Annotated in this window: 14 protein-coding genes and 2 pseudogenes; 5 read left to right on the top strand and 11 right to left on the bottom strand. The window is 44.0% G+C overall.

The features are described from left to right. Positions 1-88 precede the first annotated feature (88 nt). Positions 89-1,104: pseudogene (locus LCF57_RS19350) on the bottom strand (AraC family transcriptional regulator ligand-binding domain-containing protein). A gap of 700 nt (positions 1,105-1,804) precedes the next feature. On the opposite strand from LCF57_RS19350, the gene LCF57_RS19345 reads away from it, so the two are divergent. Beyond that, the gene (locus LCF57_RS19345) at positions 1,805-2,083 is read left to right on the top strand and encodes an ArsR/SmtB family transcription factor (RefSeq protein WP_226002186.1); all 279 of its coding nucleotides are present in this window, start codon (positions 1,805-1,807) and stop codon (positions 2,081-2,083) included. Positions 2,084-2,185: 102 nt separating this feature from the next. Beyond that, positions 2,186-2,569, top strand: a complete 384-nt coding sequence (locus LCF57_RS19340) for a VOC family protein (RefSeq protein WP_226002166.1) — start codon at positions 2,186-2,188, stop codon at positions 2,567-2,569. Positions 2,570-2,796: 227 nt separating this feature from the next. On the opposite strand, the gene LCF57_RS19335 is transcribed toward LCF57_RS19340, so the two are convergent. From LCF57_RS19335 to LCF57_RS19315, 5 genes and pseudogenes are all read right to left on the bottom strand, one after another. Further along, on the bottom strand, positions 2,797-3,369 hold the full coding sequence (locus LCF57_RS19335; RefSeq protein ID WP_226002165.1) for a TetR/AcrR family transcriptional regulator: 573 nt from the start codon (positions 3,367-3,369) through the stop codon (positions 2,797-2,799). Between the two features lie 139 nt (positions 3,370-3,508). Then, a complete protein-coding gene (locus LCF57_RS19330; RefSeq protein ID WP_226002164.1) occupies positions 3,509-4,546 on the bottom strand; it encodes an aldo/keto reductase in 1,038 nt (345 codons plus the stop codon). Positions 4,547-4,617: 71 nt separating this feature from the next. After that, a complete protein-coding gene (locus tag LCF57_RS19325; protein WP_226002163.1) occupies positions 4,618-5,853 on the bottom strand; it encodes an NADH:flavin oxidoreductase/NADH oxidase family protein in 1,236 nt (411 codons plus the stop codon). A gap of 286 nt (positions 5,854-6,139) precedes the next feature. Beyond that, a complete protein-coding gene (locus tag LCF57_RS19320; RefSeq protein ID WP_226002162.1) occupies positions 6,140-6,850 on the bottom strand; it encodes an SDR family oxidoreductase in 711 nt (236 codons plus the stop codon). Between the two features lie 161 nt (positions 6,851-7,011). After that, positions 7,012-7,092 (bottom strand): annotated as a pseudogene (locus LCF57_RS19315) (TetR/AcrR family transcriptional regulator); the annotation flags it as partial. A 683-nt stretch (positions 7,093-7,775) separates the two neighbouring features. Here LCF57_RS19315 and LCF57_RS19310 point away from each other — a divergent pair. Together LCF57_RS19310 and LCF57_RS19305 are read left to right on the top strand one after the other, a co-directional pair. After that, positions 7,776-8,762: a substrate-binding domain-containing protein gene (locus tag LCF57_RS19310; protein ID WP_226002161.1), complete on the top strand. Its 987-nt coding sequence runs from the start codon at positions 7,776-7,778 to the stop codon at positions 8,760-8,762. A gap of 86 nt (positions 8,763-8,848) precedes the next feature. Next, positions 8,849-11,113 carry an alpha-galactosidase gene (locus LCF57_RS19305; protein WP_226002160.1) on the top strand — a complete coding sequence of 755 codons (2,265 nt, stop codon included), beginning with the start codon at positions 8,849-8,851 and terminating at the stop codon, positions 11,111-11,113. 131 nt (positions 11,114-11,244) lie between these two features. Here the strand turns inward: LCF57_RS19305 and LCF57_RS19300 are convergent, their stop codons facing one another. Both LCF57_RS19300 and LCF57_RS19295 read right to left on the bottom strand, forming a co-directional pair. After that, positions 11,245-11,448, bottom strand: coding sequence for a TetR-like C-terminal domain-containing protein (locus LCF57_RS19300; RefSeq protein WP_226002159.1), 204 nt, complete (start codon positions 11,446-11,448; stop codon positions 11,245-11,247). A gap of 181 nt (positions 11,449-11,629) precedes the next feature. Beyond that, on the bottom strand, positions 11,630-11,935 hold the full coding sequence (locus tag LCF57_RS19295; RefSeq protein ID WP_226002158.1) for an ArsR/SmtB family transcription factor: 306 nt from the start codon (positions 11,933-11,935) through the stop codon (positions 11,630-11,632). A 108-nt stretch (positions 11,936-12,043) separates the two neighbouring features. Between LCF57_RS19295 and LCF57_RS19290 the strand changes: the two genes are divergently transcribed. Beyond that, entirely contained in the window at positions 12,044-13,216 is a 1,173-nt protein-coding gene (locus LCF57_RS19290; protein ID WP_226002157.1) for an MFS transporter, read from the top strand. A gap of 61 nt (positions 13,217-13,277) precedes the next feature. On the opposite strand, the gene LCF57_RS19285 is transcribed toward LCF57_RS19290, so the two are convergent. The 3 genes from LCF57_RS19285 to LCF57_RS19275 form a co-directional block, all read right to left on the bottom strand. Then, positions 13,278-13,631, bottom strand: a complete 354-nt coding sequence (locus LCF57_RS19285) for an Asp23/Gls24 family envelope stress response protein (RefSeq protein WP_226002156.1) — start codon at positions 13,629-13,631, stop codon at positions 13,278-13,280. Between the two features lie 150 nt (positions 13,632-13,781). Beyond that, positions 13,782-16,892 carry an efflux RND transporter permease subunit gene (locus LCF57_RS19280; RefSeq protein ID WP_226002155.1) on the bottom strand — a complete coding sequence of 1,037 codons (3,111 nt, stop codon included), beginning with the start codon at positions 16,890-16,892 and terminating at the stop codon, positions 13,782-13,784. After that, positions 16,889-18,313, bottom strand: a complete 1,425-nt coding sequence (locus LCF57_RS19275; protein WP_226002154.1) for an efflux RND transporter periplasmic adaptor subunit — start codon at positions 18,311-18,313, stop codon at positions 16,889-16,891. The genes LCF57_RS19280 and LCF57_RS19275 overlap by 4 nt, the downstream gene beginning before the upstream one ends. Positions 18,314-18,393 lie beyond the last annotated feature (80 nt).

The raw sequence follows: 18,393 nt of genomic DNA, 5'->3' as shown, positions 1-18,393 counted from the left end.
CGGATAGTGATTATTTTACCTTGTCTGGATTGTTCAGTAACTAGCCTATTGCGCCAAAGTTCTTGTTTAACACGCCAAATGATAAAACTCAGTTCGAGTTTATACCTAAATGTTCAGAACGCCAATTTGAAGGAGTATCACCTTCCCAAAGACGGAAGGCGCGGTAGAACGAGTTCTGGTCTTCATATCCAATCAAGAAAGCCACTTCTTTAATATGGAGCGAGGGGTCTGCCAAGTACTCTCGTGCCTGCTCATGTCTAGCTTGTATCAACAGATGCTTGAAGCTCGTGTTTTCGTTAGTAAGCCGGCGCTGCAAGGTACGATCGCTCTGCCCAACTCCTTCGCGACAGCCTGAATGTCGGGGCGCCCTCCTGTGAGGCTACGTTTCATGATCCATTTGACCGTCTCGGTTATTGAGCGGCTACGCTGCTGTTCATCCATTGATCGGTCCAGAACGGGAGTCAGGATCTCCAACAACTCTTCGTTGTAAGAGGCAAAGGGGCGGTCCAGATCTCTTCGATGTAGCGTCAACCAGTTACATTTTGCACCAATCCGGATACGACAGCCGAAGTAAGCTTCAAGGGCATGTACATCGCCCATTGAGTGCGAAAATTCAACGAATCGAGCTGTCAAAGGTTGACCTGTCCCCCGTCGCCCAAGCTCCAGAAGACATGCCAGCGTGACACCAACCAGCACCGGCGGACCGGGTTGCTCGGTATACAGCCATTCCAGTTCGATTGTACAGTGCTCGCCCTCCTCGGTAATACGTAAGCTTTCTGGGGGGCACAGTTGTTTGTACCGAGCCATTCGGTTTAGTGCGTCACGGTAGTCACGAGCGTGGTAAGTCGCTAAGACCGTCGGTGGGTACTTCGCTGTTTCAAAGGCGGTCGCAAGCTCGATGATTCCTTTGGCAGTGTCACCAATGAGATCGGAATAAGCTTGCCAGATTGCGAAATATTGGGCGGTGGTGACTACTGGTTCAGTAATAATAGTGAGCGGCAGTCGTGCTTTGCGAGCTACGTCGTGAGCGGCAATCCCTAATTGACGTAATCCTGTCCAAAATCCTGGCGGGATTTTAATACGGTCAGAGGTATGAGACTTCATACATATGGGCCTCCTTTAGCTATTTATATATTCATTAGTTTTAGTTGTGATTGGGTGTCCTGCCTTGTTGATGGGACAATTCTTATAGTACCTCCCCAATGTCGCTCTGTAACTAGCAGAAAGCGACATTCTACTTGCCAATTACGCCGAATCTTAATTTATTATGCAAACAACTCCCTCGGCTTTTGTCATTCATGTGAAAACCGAAGGAGTTGTACACCGGGTATGGCGCCATATTTCACGAAATCAGGAATAACGGCAGCCCCCCGGATCGAATTGTTTCCGTAAGAATGCAGATAACCCCTGTCATGGCAAGTACCAGCAGTGCAAGCCAGGGAAGTCGAGCAGGGATGTTGGCTGATTGGACCACACCTGTGGATGATGAAAATTGAGACAATCCTTTTTATACACTCTAACGATATCATGTGAAAGTCTCAAATCTTGAATTTTCGATAAACTCTTCTGACCGTTAATTCAATGAATCAGTTGCCGATCAGTGATATAACTGCAGGCAAATAATCAAGGACATGTTGGTAACATCTTTCTCGTTTGAAGTGGACAAAACATACCAGGGTATCCGTTCACGTAAGTTTGCGGTATAAACATGGGGTTCAAACTACAATTATGTGATTTTAACTTGTTAAGATTGCAGGATACGGTTTCTTTATCATGCAATCTTACAGTTGCTTATACTCGATTTATGAATAGGGACAAAGACGCTATATTCAAAGCACTTGGCGACTCAACTCGGCGGCTTATATTAGACGAACTATCCGAACGCAACGAGCAGAAGTTGTATGAACTTACAATGCGTCTCATTACGAAGCACGACCTTTCCATTACGCGACAGGCGATAGCTAAACATCTTTCTGCATTGGAAGATGTAGGGCTCGTAAAATCAGAAAAAAAGGGAAAATATCGAGTGGTTATATTTAACAACGAACCACTTAAAAATTTACTGAAAGGATGGATAGAATAATTTTAATTAAAACTTCTGACGAATGTATTATGAGTTTTCTGATTGGAGCCAGATTGTTAGCAGAGCGCCAACGTCGCAAATATCAAAGGAGGGAAAAACATTATGAAAATCATTGTTACCAGTATATTCGTTCAAGATCAAGACAAGGCATTGGAGTTTTATACAGAAACGCTGGGCTTTGTAAAAAAGCATGACATTCCCACCGGAAAATTTAGATGGATAACGGTTGTATCTCCCGATGAGCAAGACGGTACCGAGCTTCTACTCGAACCGAATGACCATCCTGCCTCCAAAGAGTATCAAAAGAAGCTATTTGCCGAAGGCATCCCAGTAACAATGTTTGGCGTTGTAGATATTAATAAAGAGTATAAACGATTATTGGAAAACAACGTCAAGTTTACTATGGAGCCGACAAAAATGGGCGAACTCACAATAGCTGTCTTCGACGATAAATGCGGTAACCTTATCCAGATTGTGCAGAAGTAACTTCATGACGAAGTATCTTAGTGCTAAACGACTTATATTGGCAAGTTTTAAGTTCAGCAAAGTGTTTTTTATTAAAAATTAAACAACTTTATGTTAACTCTGTCCTTAAATAAGATTGTTGTCACTCTAAAAAAACGGAAAATCAACAATTTTCATTAACAGAGCCTTAAAAAAGAAAAAAGCCACTGACCTTTCTATTCAGATCAGTGGCTTATAATTTTTCCTTTTCAATCTAACATGGCCAGTGTGGTATTAATAATACGCGATAATTTCCCTTGATCAGTTGCCGTTTTAACCATCGTACGTAGTCCTAACCAGGCATTCATTAAGTAGTGAGAAATGGCTTCAGGTTCAAGAAGAGCATCGATTTCACCTATCTGCTGACCAACCAGAACGAGGTTATATAACAACTTCTCCGTTTTTGAATAGCTATCTTCTACTAAGGATGCAACTTCTGGATCTGATAATCCCAGCTCCACACCCGAATTAACTATGAAGCACCCTTGAGGTTCTCCTTCTTTCTTGATTGTGGACTCAAAAAATTGGCGAATTAATTCCTTTACCGGTGCTTGCTTCTCAACCAACAATCTCATTTTTTTGTTTTGAATAGCATCGTACCGTTCGAGCGCCTTCATAAATAAGGCATGCTTATCACCAAAAGTATCATAAATACTTCTTCTGTGGATTCCCATAAAGTCAACTAATTCCTGCATTGAAGTTTTTTCGTAACCTTGCACCCAAAACAGTTGTACCGCTTTATCTAATACCTCATTAATTTCAAATTCTTTGGATCTTGCCATTGTAATCACCCCAAGCAACCATTATACATTTAAGTGAACGATCGGCAAACCAGAGAGTAAAACGTGAATAAAATCAAGCGTTGTCGCTTGATTTTATTCTATATAAATGCAATACAGGTATTTTGCTTATTTTATATGTTTAACCATTAATTCTTCGTTTGTCTGCTTTTAACCAATCGGGAGTCCATCCTTTTTCCATCGCATCCAGGGTTACTCCTGGCGGAACAATCGTATCGATCGCATCGAGTATTTCGGTGCTTAATCGGATGTCACTACCTTTTAAAGTTTCCCGGAGTTGCTCGATCGTTCTAGCCCCAATAATTGCAGAAGTGATGGAAGAATGCGCTTGAGTGAATGCCATGGCAAGATGAGGTAAAGTTAATCCCGCTTCATCTGCTAGGGCTTGGAGTTTTGCTATGGCTTCAAACTTGGAACGGTTTTCTTCTCGATTAGGGTCAACAACAGATTTTAAGCGTCCCGAGAAGGTTGCTGCTCTTGAATCTGGGGAGAAAGCTTCCCCGGAGCGATATTTTCCAGTTAATAGGCCACCCGAAAGTGGGCTCCAAACCAAAACGCCCATTCCGTACTTTGCTGTGGCAGCAAGCAAATCGAATTCGATGCTTCGGTTTAAAATGGAATACGGGGATTGCTCAGAGACAAAACGTGCTACATTTTTGCGTTCGCTAATCCATTGGGCTTCTGTAACTTGCCACGCTTGAAAATTGGATGTACCAATGTACCGAATCTTCCCTTCACTGACCAGATCCGTAAGTGCACCAAGAGTTTCTTCAATATCGGTATCAAGATCAGGCTGATGTAGTTGATACAAATCTATATAATCGGTTTGAAGCCTTCTCAAACTATCCTCTACTGCTCGTTTAATCCAATATTTTGAATTTCCAGATTGATTTTGTCCACTGCCCATGGGAAGTCCGCCTTTAGTAGCAATAATGACATCCTGTCTGCGTCCTTTTAGTATTTCACCTAAAATTTCTTCTGATTCACCACTTGAATAGACATCCGCAGTATCGATCAGGTTAATTCCTGCAGCCAATGCTTCATCTAGAATTAGTGCACACTCTTTCTCCGTGTTGTTCCCCCACAAACCAAATGTACCTGTACCTAATACAAAACTGCTTACTTTAAGCCCGGTATGACCTAATACACGATATTCCATGTTCACTCATTCCCTTCTGTTCGTTATCTTTAAGAAGTCTCTTTTATAAATAAAGGTAATTAGATATATTTTTAGCCTCTTCTTTTTTTAAATACAGAAATACCTTGTGTCAGGATGCTATAAATAAGAGATAGCCATACACTATAATCGGGTTTTGGCAATTTCCCTTTACCAATCCTTTTTAACTGTTGCTCATACCACCCAAGTTCTAACATTGGAGCACTCTTGTCAATACTTCTATTTCCGGTTCTTATCGGCTTCAGCGTGATGTTTGTAAAGCTGCCTTGAAAAACTCTATTGGGAAGGTCTGGTACTATAGCAAATGGCTTTCCTATGCCAACCATATCGATTCCACCATCGGTTAAGGCATGAGTCATTCCATCTAAAGATCTAAATCCACCAGTTACAACTAACGGGGTAGTAATCAATTTTCTTACCTTCACTGCGTATTCTAAAAAATAAGCTTCTCGTTTTTTCGTGCTTTCTCTTACTTCTGAGACCAACATCTTAGGGTTTTCATAACTGCCGCCGGATATCTCAATTAAATCCACACCTAATTCGGATATTTTTTGAGCAACTTTCATGGATTCCTCTTCTGTAAAGCCTCCTCGTTGAAAATCGGCAGAATTCAATTTTATACCTATCGGAAACTTTTCACCAACCTGTTTTCTAATTTCTTGATACACTCGTACAAGGAATCTCATTCGATTCTCTAGGCTGCCGCCCCACTCATCACTGCGTTGATTATGATTTGGAGATAAAAATTGATTGATCAGATATCCATGGGCAGCGTGAATTTGCACACCGGAAAACCCTGCTTTTTTTGCAATTCTTGCGGAATTCCCAAAACGTGTAATTATCTCTTCAATCTCTTCGACTGTAAGAGCTCGAGGGGGATTAAAGAAGTTTTTTAGATTTCCAGAAAGTGGGGAAGCACTTGGGGCGACTGGTTCTTTGGATAACATCTTGGGCGATTGTTTTCCAGGGTGATTTAGCTGCATCCAAAGGTGTGTTCCATTTTCAGTACCAGCCATAGCCCATTCTTCGAGCAGAACCAGATCACGCTCATCTTCAACCACGACGTTTCCTGGTTCTCCTAGTGCTCGTCTGTCGATCATAACGTTTCCTGTTAAAACAAGTCCTGCTCCCCCTCTTGCCCACGTTCGGTAGAGATTAACTAATAGCTGAGTAGGATTAGCATCTTTCTTAGCCAAAGTTTCACTCATCGCCGCTTTAAAAAATCGATTTTTTATGCTTACTCCATTCTTAAGTATTAATGGCTTAGCTAAGATTGAAGTATTTTTCATACCGTCCAACTCCTCATAGTTCCTCATCGTTTATGATCATCTAGCAAGCGGACTCCATGGAAGATACAAATTCCTCTTCGAGGACAGTGTGAAAGAATCTCTCTCCTCTGTACAACACCGCAACTACTTCGGGGGAAGCACATGTTGTGGAAAAATGATTTCTCTGATCAATGTAACATTTATCTGGTTCAATTGAAGTTTGATCTTAGGATAATGATATATGCTCAAGAAATAAGTCTGAGTGCTGGAATAAGAACCAGTGTCCCGAGTCAGGATAAGTTATATGCTACCACGGACATTGTGTGTCCATATAATAGAATTCGCCGGTCGGACCGTCATCGGGCAAAGTCGCTAAACGAACTGCCGTTATTGCTCCATCTGCTTCGGACAGCTCTGCGTTTTCCCCGCCCATTTGCGTTCTTACCAATCCTGGATGCGCAGAATTGATTTTCAAGTTGGTATCTTTCCATTTTTGTGACCAATAGGCCGTCAGCAGATTTAGCGCTGCTTTGGATGCCGAGTATGCCGGGGTAGCCATCGCCTGCACCTGTTCGCTGGATAGGTTTAACTGGATCGACCCTAAAGCACTGCTTTGATTGACGATTCTTCCCGCATCGCTCTTTAACAACAGTGGTAACAAAGCTTCTGTAATGAAATATGGCGCGAAGGTGTTTACTTCGAACGTATCGCGTATGAAATCCCCTTCATATCTCGAGTTCTCAACCAAGATTCCCGCATTGTTCACCAGTATATCCAAACGACCATACTCTTTCTCAATGAAGCGAACCAAATCCGAAATATGCTCAGTATTCGTAACTTCGAGCTGCACACCAATAGCTCGAATACCTTCAACCTGCAGTTTGCTTGCCGCCTCGTCTGCCTTCGTTTTTGTGCGTGCACCAACTAATACCGTAATTCCTTGACGACCTAATTGTCTGGCGACTTCAAAACCGATCCCTTTATTCGCTCCTGTTACAAGTGCAATCTTGTTAGACATTAACATGTTCCTCCTTGTTTATATGCTTCGACCAACATTGAAGAATGATCATTCTAAAAACCGAGCAAGTAACTATTTCCTTAGGAAGAAGTAGTTTTAGGCAAAGAGAAGACTTACGCATAAGGGGAACGATCATTCTAATAAAAATATAAAAAAATGTCTTTTTCGTAACCCTGTTCCCAAAAGAGCCTCAGCGCTTTATCCAATACAACGGTCTCTTCAAACCCTTTGCTTCTTGCCATTGAAATTCCCTTTCTCGCGTCATCAATATAACATAATGAGAACGATCGGTAAAGAAATGATTTTTATAATGTTTGTGTTTAACTGTTAGTTTTCATGCAGCATTAAAGCCAATTTTGAATCAATTTCGACAGCTTTCTATTCCTGTCTTCCGTGCAGCCTTTGTTATTTGTTGCTTCCAAAATCAAGCGTGTGGCCAGTCTCTATTAACGTTTTTGTGTTACTTAGAACATACCACCAGGCACTGTCACTGGGTTCATAGGAAGGATCGTCAGGATGCCACTGATCATGGATAAGAGACAGCTTCGTGATATCCGCCCACTGGCTCTAGATGCCAGGAAATCCGGGATTATTACTGGTGGTTCGGTCTATCAATGAACGGCTGAAGAGTTGGTTGGACAGCAGTCCAAGAATGAGCAGAGAAACTATAATAACGGGAGAAATACCGCTATAACCTTGCTTTTGAAACGAAGCCGGCCAAACCATTTACGAGCCAGTGACAGAATACTCAATGCCAAACCCTCCGTCATCAACAGAATATTCATCATGTTAACACAACTTATCAGCACAGTAATAGATCAAAATTAATCCTAAAGATTTAACCATCATCTTGAAAGTATACTAGGGATATGTTAGGATAAAATCGAATTTTAGTAAAATTATTAACTAAAAAGGTGTGAGCTCTTTGGCAACCATTAAAGACATTGCCCGTGAAGCGGGTGTGTCTGCCGCAACCGTTTCACGGGTTTTAAATAACGATCTGTCACTGTCCGTGAGCCCAGACACCAAGAACAGAATTTTTTCGATTGCAGAACAGCTCGGGTATAAGCCTTCCCGGCTGAGGCAATTAAAGCAAAATACGGAACGGGCCGGGAAAACGGTCTCTCTTCTACTGTGGTGTTCCATTGAAGAGGAACGGGACGATCCGTATTACGCCTCGATCCGCCGTGGAATCGAGCTGCGCTGTGAAGAGCTTGGCCTGACGTTGGGACAGACACTGCGAGGCCGCTCTTCTATCGCTACCTTGCAGAAGACGGACGGTCTGATTGTTGTGGGTGGAGTTGATCCTGATGAGGTGATCAAGCTGCATCCCGACAAGAACACCATTGTCCTTGTCGATCAGTACGATGAACAGCTGGAGTACGATTCCGTACGCCTCCATTTCCGGCAAGCTGTTGATCAGGCGCTCGGACATCTGATCGAGCTGGGCCACCGACAAATCGGGTTTATCGGCGGCAAGAGCGACGGAGAGCGACGGGCGCATTATTTTGAACGGTTCATGCGGGACCAGGGGTTGTACAATCCTCAATTCGTCCGTGTAGGCGCCTGGAGTACAGCGGATGGATATCTGATGATGAACGATCTCCTTGCCGAAGAGCAAAGACCAACAGCCTGCTTCGCTGCAAGCGACCCGCTCGCCATCGGGGCTCTTCGCGCCCTTCATGGACATGGAGTCAAGGTACCAGAGGATATGGCTATCGTAGGTTTCGACGACATTGAGATGGCGGCCTTTGTCCAGCCTCCGCTAACCACTGTACGCGCCTATCCCGAACAAATGGGAAAGGCTGCCGTTCAACTGCTCTCTGAGCGGTTTGAGGGACGTGAACCTCCTGCGCACAGCGTGATTGGGACCAAGCTTGTCATACGGGAGAGCTCGTGCAGAAACAGCTAAAATCGGTAACAAAAAGTCTTAAGTCTTTGATAAATATCCTTACGTGAAAACAAATTGATATTAAGTACCCTCAAGGAGTGAATACCATGAACATTCATGTAGACGAGACGCTTGGTTTGTTTCACCTGCAATCCAAAGATTGCAGCTATATTATCCAGCTTGTAGAAGGACATCCCGCACATGTCTATTGGGGAGCCCAACTTCATCATGACAAAAATCTGGCAAGCATACTGGAACTTAGAGAGCGCTGCTCCTTCTCTCCCAATCCTGTTCCTTCCAATCGCGCGATTTCCCTGGACACGCTTCCCCAGGAATATCCGCAGTATGGAACAAGCGACTTTCGTCAGCCTGCTTACCAGGTTGCACTTGCGGATGGAACTCGGATTACGGAGTTAACCTATAGTGGCTACCGCATTGTACAGGGTAAACCAAAGCTAGAGGGACTTCCTGCCGTCTATACCGAATCGGATGATGAAGCGACAACTCTCTTTCTGATCCTTGAAGACCAATACTCGGGCCTTAAGGCCACACTGCTCTATACTGTATTTGCTAATCACAGCGCTATTGCCCGGTCTACTCTTTTTGAGCATACAGGGAGCGCTTTCATAAATATTGAGCAAGCCATGAGCGCCTCTGTCGATTTCGCCGATTCCAACTACCAAGCTCTCTACCTGTCCGGAGCTTGGGTGCGGGAAAGACATATTCAGCGCCGCGACCTCGGACCCGGGGCCATTCGGTTGGAAAGTCGCCGGGGCTCCAGCAGTCACCAGATGAACCCCTTTCTGGCACTGCTTCGTCCTGATGCAACTGAAGATCGTGGAGATGTATACGGCTTCAGTCTGGTCTATAGCAGCAACTTTGTCGCACAGGCAGAAGTAGAGCAGTTCAACCAGACCCGTGTAAGTATTGGAATCAATCCCTTTGATTTCTCCTGGCGACTTGAACCGGAACAGTCATTCCAGACCCCCGAAGCCATACTGGTCTTTTCAGAAGAAGGTCTTGGGGGCATGTCGCGTACCTATCATCGACTCTACCGCACACGTCTATGCCGGGGTACTTATCGTGATAAAGAGCGTCCTATTCTCGTAAACAATTGGGAAGCCACTTATTTCAACTTTGACGCCGATAAAATCGAAGCCATTGCTAAGGAAGCGGGTCCCCTTGGAATTGAACTCTTTGTTCTTGATGACGGTTGGTTTGGCAAACGCGACAACGACGATAATTCACTTGGAGACTGGTTTGAAGACCGCCGCAAGCTGCCTGGCGGTCTTGCCGACCTAGCCAACCGGGTTAATGGACAAGGATTACAGTTCGGGCTGTGGGTAGAGCCGGAGATGGTATCTCCTGATAGCGAATTGTACCGCAAGCATCCCGATTGGTGTCTGCATGCCGAGGGTCGGCGGCGGACTGAAGGTCGATCTCAGCTGGTGCTCGATCTTTCGCGCAAGGAAGTATGTGACTATTTGTACGATACGCTTAGCTCCGTGTTTTCGATCGCTCCCATTACTTATGTCAAATGGGACATGAACCGTAATATGACAGAGATTGCTTCGGCTACAGCTTCTAGTGAACGACAAAAGGAAACAGCACACCGTTATATGCTTGGACTTTACGATCTGCTGGAACGCTTGACCTCCCGGTTCCCGGACATCTTGTTCGAAAGCTGTTCTGGAGGAGGCGGACGGTTCGATCCTGGAATGCTCTATTATATGCCGCAAACATGGACCAGCGACGATACCGATGCGATTGAAAGATTGGCGATCCAGTACGGAACAAGCATCGTATATCCGGCCAGTACCATGGGGGCACACGTATCGAGCGTGCCGAACCACCAGGTGGAACGAATCACCTCCTTGGCCATACGCGGCGACGTGGCAATGAGCGGCAACTTTGGCTACGAGCTTGACCTTACTGCATTTACGAAGGTGGAAAAAGAGCTCGCTGCCAAACAAATCGCTCAGTACAAGGAAATTCGCTCCCTTGTACAGCAGGGGGACATGTATCGGCTTCTTAGCCCCTTTGAAGGCCGAGGCGATACGGCATGGATGTTTGTTAGCGAGGACCAATCTGAAGCGTTTGTCGCTTATTTCCGCGTGCTGGCTGAGCCGAACGGACCAATCCGGCGATTAACTCTAAAAGGACTTGATCCGAAGAAAAAGTATACAATCGAAAGCGGAGCGACGGGCAACACTACAGATCATGTGGAAGACGGCGGTTCCCCCTTCCGTGCAGCGTTCGGCGGCGAAATCTTTGGAGGTGACCGCCTAATGAAAATTGGACTTGTTGTCTCGGATCTGACAGGAGATTTTGCTAGCTCTACCTTCCGCCTTAAAGCTTTCCCCCGCGGATAACGGATGTAGCCAGTAGCATAAAGTGACGATAAAAAATGTAAACAAGGCAGACCGGAGATCGGCCTGCCTTGTTTAATCATTAAGCGGATAAGGTTTAGCATCTATTCCTCCCCCTTTTGATTGTTCTCCGATTAAAAATGGTGTGAAAGACAGGGTGTCGATTTGATAAATCGAGTTAGTAGACGTGCAATTTCAGCCGGAGGCAGCGACTGATCCTTCATAAACCAGTGCTGGATTAAACCAAACTGTGCATTACCCAAATAAGCTATAAGATAACCTGAAGGATAAGTTGACCACTGAGCATGCGGATGATCTTGTTTCAGATTTTCATACAAACGGGTTCCAACCTGATGAGAATGAACAAATCTGGAAACCTGAATGGTTGAATCCCTCCCGCCGAAGACGCACTTAAATAAAAGAACGAATAAATATAATAATACCGTTTGTTTTCTTCTATAGCTTCGTCGTTATTTGTCCGTTAAACGAAAAGCAGGCTGTCCATCGACAGACTACTTTTTATTGCTCCAAACCCAACAATACAGCCGACAGCAAACCGGGAAAGCGTGAATTCAAATCGTCGTATCGAATAGAAATGAATCGCTGGGTTCCCACCAATCTCGTATGAATGACTCCCGATTCCCGGAGAACCTTGAAATGATGGGACAAGGTTGACTTCGGAGCTGAAATATCTAACGAGCTGCATGATTGCTCCCCGTTTTTGTCCAAAATTTTGATGATGTTAAGCCGGATCTGGTCACTAAGAGCATATAAAACGGTGGATAGGTTTATTTCATTAACATTGGGATGGTACATTGTTCTCAAAATCGTTCACCTGCCTGTACAAGAATTATAGTTGCATTATAGCATAAGCGGTGCTATATTTCTAATATTCGAAAATATTCGAACTAACGAATTTAGGGAGGTATCGCTTTGAACAAAATTATCACCTTGTTTTTCTTTATTATGTTTTTCATCGGAACTGATACGTTTATTGTATCTCCGCTTTTACCGATCCTCCGCGAGACTTTCGGTATTTCTGTCGAACAGTCGGGTTGGATCGTTGCGGCTTATGCTTTGGGTTATGCCGTGTTTGCCTTGATTGCAGGGCCTCTGTCAGATGGATGGAATCGAAAAAAAGTGCTGCTATTGGGCTTGCTTGGTTTCGGTGTGTTCACACTGCTATGCGGTTTTGCTGCTGACTTTTGGACCATGTTTGCTTTTCGCTTTCTGGCTGGGATTAGTGCTGCTTTTGCTTCGCCTCAAGTCTGGGCCGCCATTCCGCAGCTGGTTCAACCGCATAAAATTTTAAAAGCCATGGGAGTGGTCACCGCAGGATTGGCCATTTCCCAAATGCTGGGCGTGCCCCTCGGCAGCTATCTTGCTACTACCAAATGGCAAACACCATTTATTATAATTGGCAGCTGCACCTTCCTGCTTGTTATACTGGTTTTTGTTCTATTACCTTCTATGCCGGCTGCTCAACAACAGCATAAAGCAGCAGCAATTGGGAGCAGATATCGTTCTTTACTGCACAGTTCAACATCCAAGGTTGCTTTTCTCGCCTATTTCCTCTTTCAACTTGGAAATTTTGCTGCATTCTCTTTTATTGGCATCTGGCTTTCAGACAAATTCAACTTAAATACTGCGAGTATTGGTACCGTGATTCTATTCCTGGGTTTGGGAAATACGATTAGCAGTTTTTTCGGCAGCAGCCTGGTTAACAAAGTGGGGCCTAGACACTCTTTTATGTATGGTGTAATCTTCATCGTCCTGCTTTATTTACTGCTTCCATACTTGCCTAGTGTAACCTATGTTGAAATTACATATTTTCTGATCTTCTTCATCCTTGGAATGATTTTTCCGCTTATGATGAGTTTGCTTCAAACTCTGTCTGCCACAGCACGTGGAACCATCTCATCACTCGCCAACTCCTCGATGTATTTCGGAACGACCGTTGGCTCTTTCACTGCGGGGATTCTGTATGCGCACACGGGTGGTTTTATTTCCGTCAGTCTATTTACTGTGCTTTGTTTCAGTATGTCACTGGTCCTATTCCTGCGAAGCGGGGTTTTACCAAGCTCCTCTCCTTCATCTGCTTCCTAAAATGGCATAGCAATTTTAAAAATCTAAAAAGCCGGGCTAAAATAACAGCTCGGCTTTCATTTTATCTACTATTTTGAATAGCAACTCCCTCCACCTTGACGTTCACCACAATCGTGGATAGTCCTGCCATATTAATCAAATCCTCCATGATATTTTGCTGTAACTCTCTGGTCACTTCATGAATGGAGCATCCGTATTCGACGACTACTTTTAGATCAATAATCGTTTCGTCCGGGCTTACTGTTACTGAAATTCCTTTTTTGATACTTTTTCTATTCAAGCGTTTGTTTGCTTCTTTTGAAATTCCCCTGTAGATTGTTGATATCCCGGGAGTATTCAATGCTGCCAAACCCGTAATTTTGGATAAAACATCATCTGATATTAGAATGTGACCGTTCTGCTTGTTTTCAGTCATACAATCCTCTCCTTTGGTGCCATTCTTACTATTCATTGTATTACGCCAGCAAAAGAAAAAAAATCGTACATTAGGGCAACAGCCTAATGTACGATCGGGTAATATTCAAACACACTATAATCACAATAACCTATCTATCTTTTGCAACATCTACAAAGATAATGAGCTATCGTTATTTGTTTGCATTTCCTTCTTATGCTTCCGTTTGAGCTTCAGATTAGCTACGACCATATAAAGAGTAGGCACCACAAACAATGTTAGAATGGTTGAAAAGATGAGGCCGAATATAATGGTCGCTGCCAGCGGTTTGAATAGAATTTCTCCCATCGTAGCAATGGGGATCATCCCGACAATCGCTGTTAGCGAGGTGAGAAAGATCGGACGGAAACGGGTAGAGCATGCCATTAAGATAGCTTCTGTTAATTCGGCGCCTTCACGCCGCGCGTCTTCAATAAACTCTATCAATACGATACCATTACGCACGACGATACCGGCAAGCGAAATGATACCCATGATACTCATAAAGCCGATTGGCATACCTGTAATAAAGCTACCAAGCACTCCTCCTGCTGCTGCCAGGTACACAGTTGTCATTATAATGATCGGTGTGGAAACCGAGTAAAACTGCATTGTAATCAAGAGTAGAATGAGAAAAACAACGATAACGGCTAATTTGCCCAAATCCTTAAATAAATCGGACTGCGTGGATGTTTCCCCACCCATTTCCCAAGTGTACCCCGAATCGAAATGTGTATTTGTAAGCTTGCTGCGGATGTCTTGGGTGAGCTCCGTAGCCGTACGTCCAGATGCATTGGATGAAATCGTTACGGTCCGCTCCAAATTATAGCGGTGGATTTGCTGGATGGAAAAGTCCGGTTTCATCGTAGCTAACTGGGATAACGGGATTTGCTCTCCACCCGCATTAGTGACACTTAGTTGTTGGAATAACACCTCAGGATCATTGTTTGGTTTATCCATGTACATATTGATATCAAGCAGTTCCTTACCCGTATCAAAATCTGTAACCTTCACTCCGTCCCCCATTAGTAACAAAGTGCGGGTTAAGTTGGAATAGTTGACCTGATATTTGTCCAGGGCCTGCTGATTAACTTGAAAATTCAAATTGTAGCTTTGCATCCCCATATTATCGGTCACATCTACAGCCCCGGGAGTCCCTGCAACGATTTCTTTTACTTTAGATGTCATGTTTTGTAGTTTTCCAATGTCTTCTCCTTTAATACGGATAGACACTGCACTGCCGACCGGGATACCTAATTGAGGAACCCGAATGCTTATTAATGCCGCTGGATATTTAGCTTGCAGCGTACTTGTCCAACTGTCCACTGTTTTTTTGAGATCAAATATCCCTTCTTTGCCAACGACAGCAAGTTGTCCGTATACCGATCCTTGAGAGCCGCTACCACCCGCAATATCGCTGTACATCTGAGGCGCTGCTCCACCTGCAGTTGCTGCCAGGTGTTCGGTTTCTGGCTGTTTTTTGACCCAGTTTCCAATTTCGTTTATAACCTGATTGGTTGCCTGCAAAGACGTTCCTTCGGGCATCGTTACGTTGATTGTGGCATCCGGTTGGTCAGATTCTGGAAATAATTGAATGGGAACAATAGCGAGCAGTCCATAAGCTGCTGTACCAATCATAAGACCAATAAGCGCAGTAAAAAGTGGTCGACGCAGTATTCTCGGCATCCAGTTTTTAGAGTACACATTGGATAGGGACTGTATTTGATTCCCAAGAAGCCCCGGTGGCTTAACTGTTTTATTACTCTCTTTTCCTTTACGACGTTTATCGTACCATTGCCGGAAAATAGGAATAATCGTAAGCGACATAATCATGGAGGCCAGCATCGTTAACGAAATAACGGTAGGGATCGGTTTAATAAAGTCCCCCATATTGCCCGGCAGAAATAAAAGTGGGGCAAATGCTGCAACTGTAGCCAGCGTGGCTGTAATGATCGATAAAGATACTTCTTTCGTTCCATTAATTGCAGCATGGGTTGCATCTTCCCCGAATTCAGAACGTCGGCGTTCAATATTATCATTGACTACGACGGCATCATCAACCAGTATCCCCAATACGATGATTAATCCGATGACTGAAATTTGATTCAGCGTCGTTCCTGTCATCGGCAAGACAATAAATCCGATGGCAATAGAAACAGGGATAGCCAAGGCCACAAATGCAGAAGTCAACAAGTTTAATCCTAATGTACAAATCACAATAACCGATGCAATAGCAATCATCATCTCTTTAGACAGATTACCAAATATTTCACCTACACGATCATTTTGAGCAAAGAGCAGTTCGAAATGTACGTTCTTCGGCAAGCTGCTTGCAAGTTCATTGATTTTGGCTGTCGCCGCTTTGGATACCGTTGGCACGTCTGTGCCTTTATCTCCACTCAAGCTGATTGAAATAGCAGGTTTGGTATTCACATACGTATAACTTTCTGTTTTTTTAAAAACAAGCGAGGCCGTACCTACATCCTTCAAAGATATAGGGAACCCTTCTTCGTTGCTTGAAATCTGGATGTTATTTAAGACATTCGGGTCAGTCGAGGCATTTACCGTCAACTGATAAGTACGGTTAACGTAATCCAGACTTCCTGTAGGTACTCTATCGTTTTCATTTTTAATGGCTTGAACGACCTGTTCCCAGGATATGTCATATTGCTGCATTTTTTGAGTGTTCAGGCTTATTCGTACTTCTTGTTCGGGAATTCCTTGAATATTAACTTTCGAAACACCTGAAACCGTTTTTAATTGATCTTTCCAGGTGTTCATTAACTCATTTAACGCATACAAATTTTCAACTTTATCAGAAGTGATTGCGTATGACCCGATAAAAGAGCCTGTCATGCTATCATTGATAATGGGCTGCATCGCATCATCGGGAAGCTCAGACTGTGCATCCTGTACCTTTGTACGAAGATCAGCCCACACTTTTGTTGGGTCTGCCTCATTCAAAGCCTCTATACTTATACTGGATTGGCCTTTAGACGAAGTGGAAGAAATCGTTTTGACACCCTGCACTTCTTTGATTTTCTGTTCCAATATCTTCGTTATGGTTTGCTCGATTCTTTCAGGTGAGGCCCCCGGATACACAGTTGTAACATTGGCTGTCATCGGAATAACGTCAGGCATCTCCTGTTTAGGCAGGGATGTAAAATTGTAGAGTCCCAACACAATACACATGCCAAAGAAAATTAGTGTAATTTTCTGTTTTTTAACGATATATTTAATCATTCGGACGACTCCTTCAATTTCCCAAGTACATTATTCCCCAGTAAATCACCATTAAATAAGGTTCCGGCTCCTTGTGTAACGATTTGATCGCCTGCCTGTAGACCAGAGACAACTTCAAGCTGATTATTAGTCACTTTTCCCAGTTTAATCGCTGTTTTAACGGCCTTTCCATTTACAGCTTTAAAGACATAAGGGTCATTTCCCGTGCTAATTACAGCCTCTACGGGCACTAACAATGCTTCGGATTGATTCATGCTTTTAGAAGCACTAATGACTTGACCAGGCTTCCAATTGAGTTCGGGGTTGGGAATGCTGACTTCCACATTGATGCTTCCCGTTTTGGAATTGGTCGATGGATAGATCTGGGTAACGGTTCCTGTTCTAATTTCATTATAGAGGGATATATTTACTTTTTGATCTTTCTTCCACGTTAAGATTTCACTATCCGGTACAGGCAGGAGCACTTTTAGAGTACTAATATTACCGACAATAAAAGCCTCACTCCCGCTGGAGCCCAACTGTCCATCAGATACCTTTTTCTCAATCACAACACCAGCTATGGGGGATGTTAAAGTAGTTTTCTTGAGTGCCAGAGCCGATTGCTCATAAGCGGCCAATGCATCCTTGTAGGTAGCCTGTGCCTGTGCCTTACTGGCTAACCCTTGTTGTCTAGTAGCCATAGCCGATTCCAGCCCTGCCCTGGCCTGATCTACACCAGCTGAAGCTTGTGCACGCTGTTCCTGGGAAGCCCCTGCAAGTAAAAGGGACAATTGCTCTTGCGCATCACTTAAACTTTTTTGGGCGTTCGTTAATTCCAGCTGCGCATTCTCATTTTCTGTTACTGATACTGCCCCTGCCTGAAATAGAATTTGGGTCCGGGCGGCATCTGCCTTTTTCTTGTTGTAGGTATTGGTTGCCGCTGTAACTGCATTTTGCGCCTGTACAATTTCCTGTTTTTTGGCACCGTTGTTCAATTCCTGTAATTTGGATTGGGCTGAATTAATCTGGGATTGTGCATTACGAATGCTCGCCTGTGCCGATTGAACAGAAGCGTCCGCTTGGCTGACACCAGCTTTGGCCTGCTCTATAGCTGCCTTGGCCCGAGCAAGCTGCAGCTGATAATTGGATGTGTCCAATTTCGCGAGGACTGTCCCTTTCTGTACCTGATCCCCCACTTCAACCGTTGTATTTAAAATACGTCCATCCGCTTCAAAGGAAACTGCGGTTTGATTGCTTGCCTGCAATGTTCCAGCTAAATTAAATTCATTAGCCAAAGGCTTCATCGTTACTTTTTGAATTTGTACCGGCTGACCGGATTTTGCAGTGGTATCCTCCGAAGCGCTTGAGCAACCGGAAACCACCATGGCGAAGGTTATTCCCGTGACCAGCATTTTGATTCGTGTTCTTTTCAACAATTTCATCCTCCTCGACTTCCTCTAAGCAGTAATCAGCAATCCATAGGTTCTTTCTTTTTTCATAGTACAGCAGTTTATAAACAAAA

This window comes from Paenibacillus sp. BJ-4 (assembly GCF_020404765.1).
Lineage (GTDB): Bacteria > Bacillota > Bacilli > Paenibacillales > Paenibacillaceae > Paenibacillus.
The sequence above is the reverse complement of the archived record's forward strand: the minus strand, read 5'-3'. Positions and strand labels throughout refer to the sequence as shown.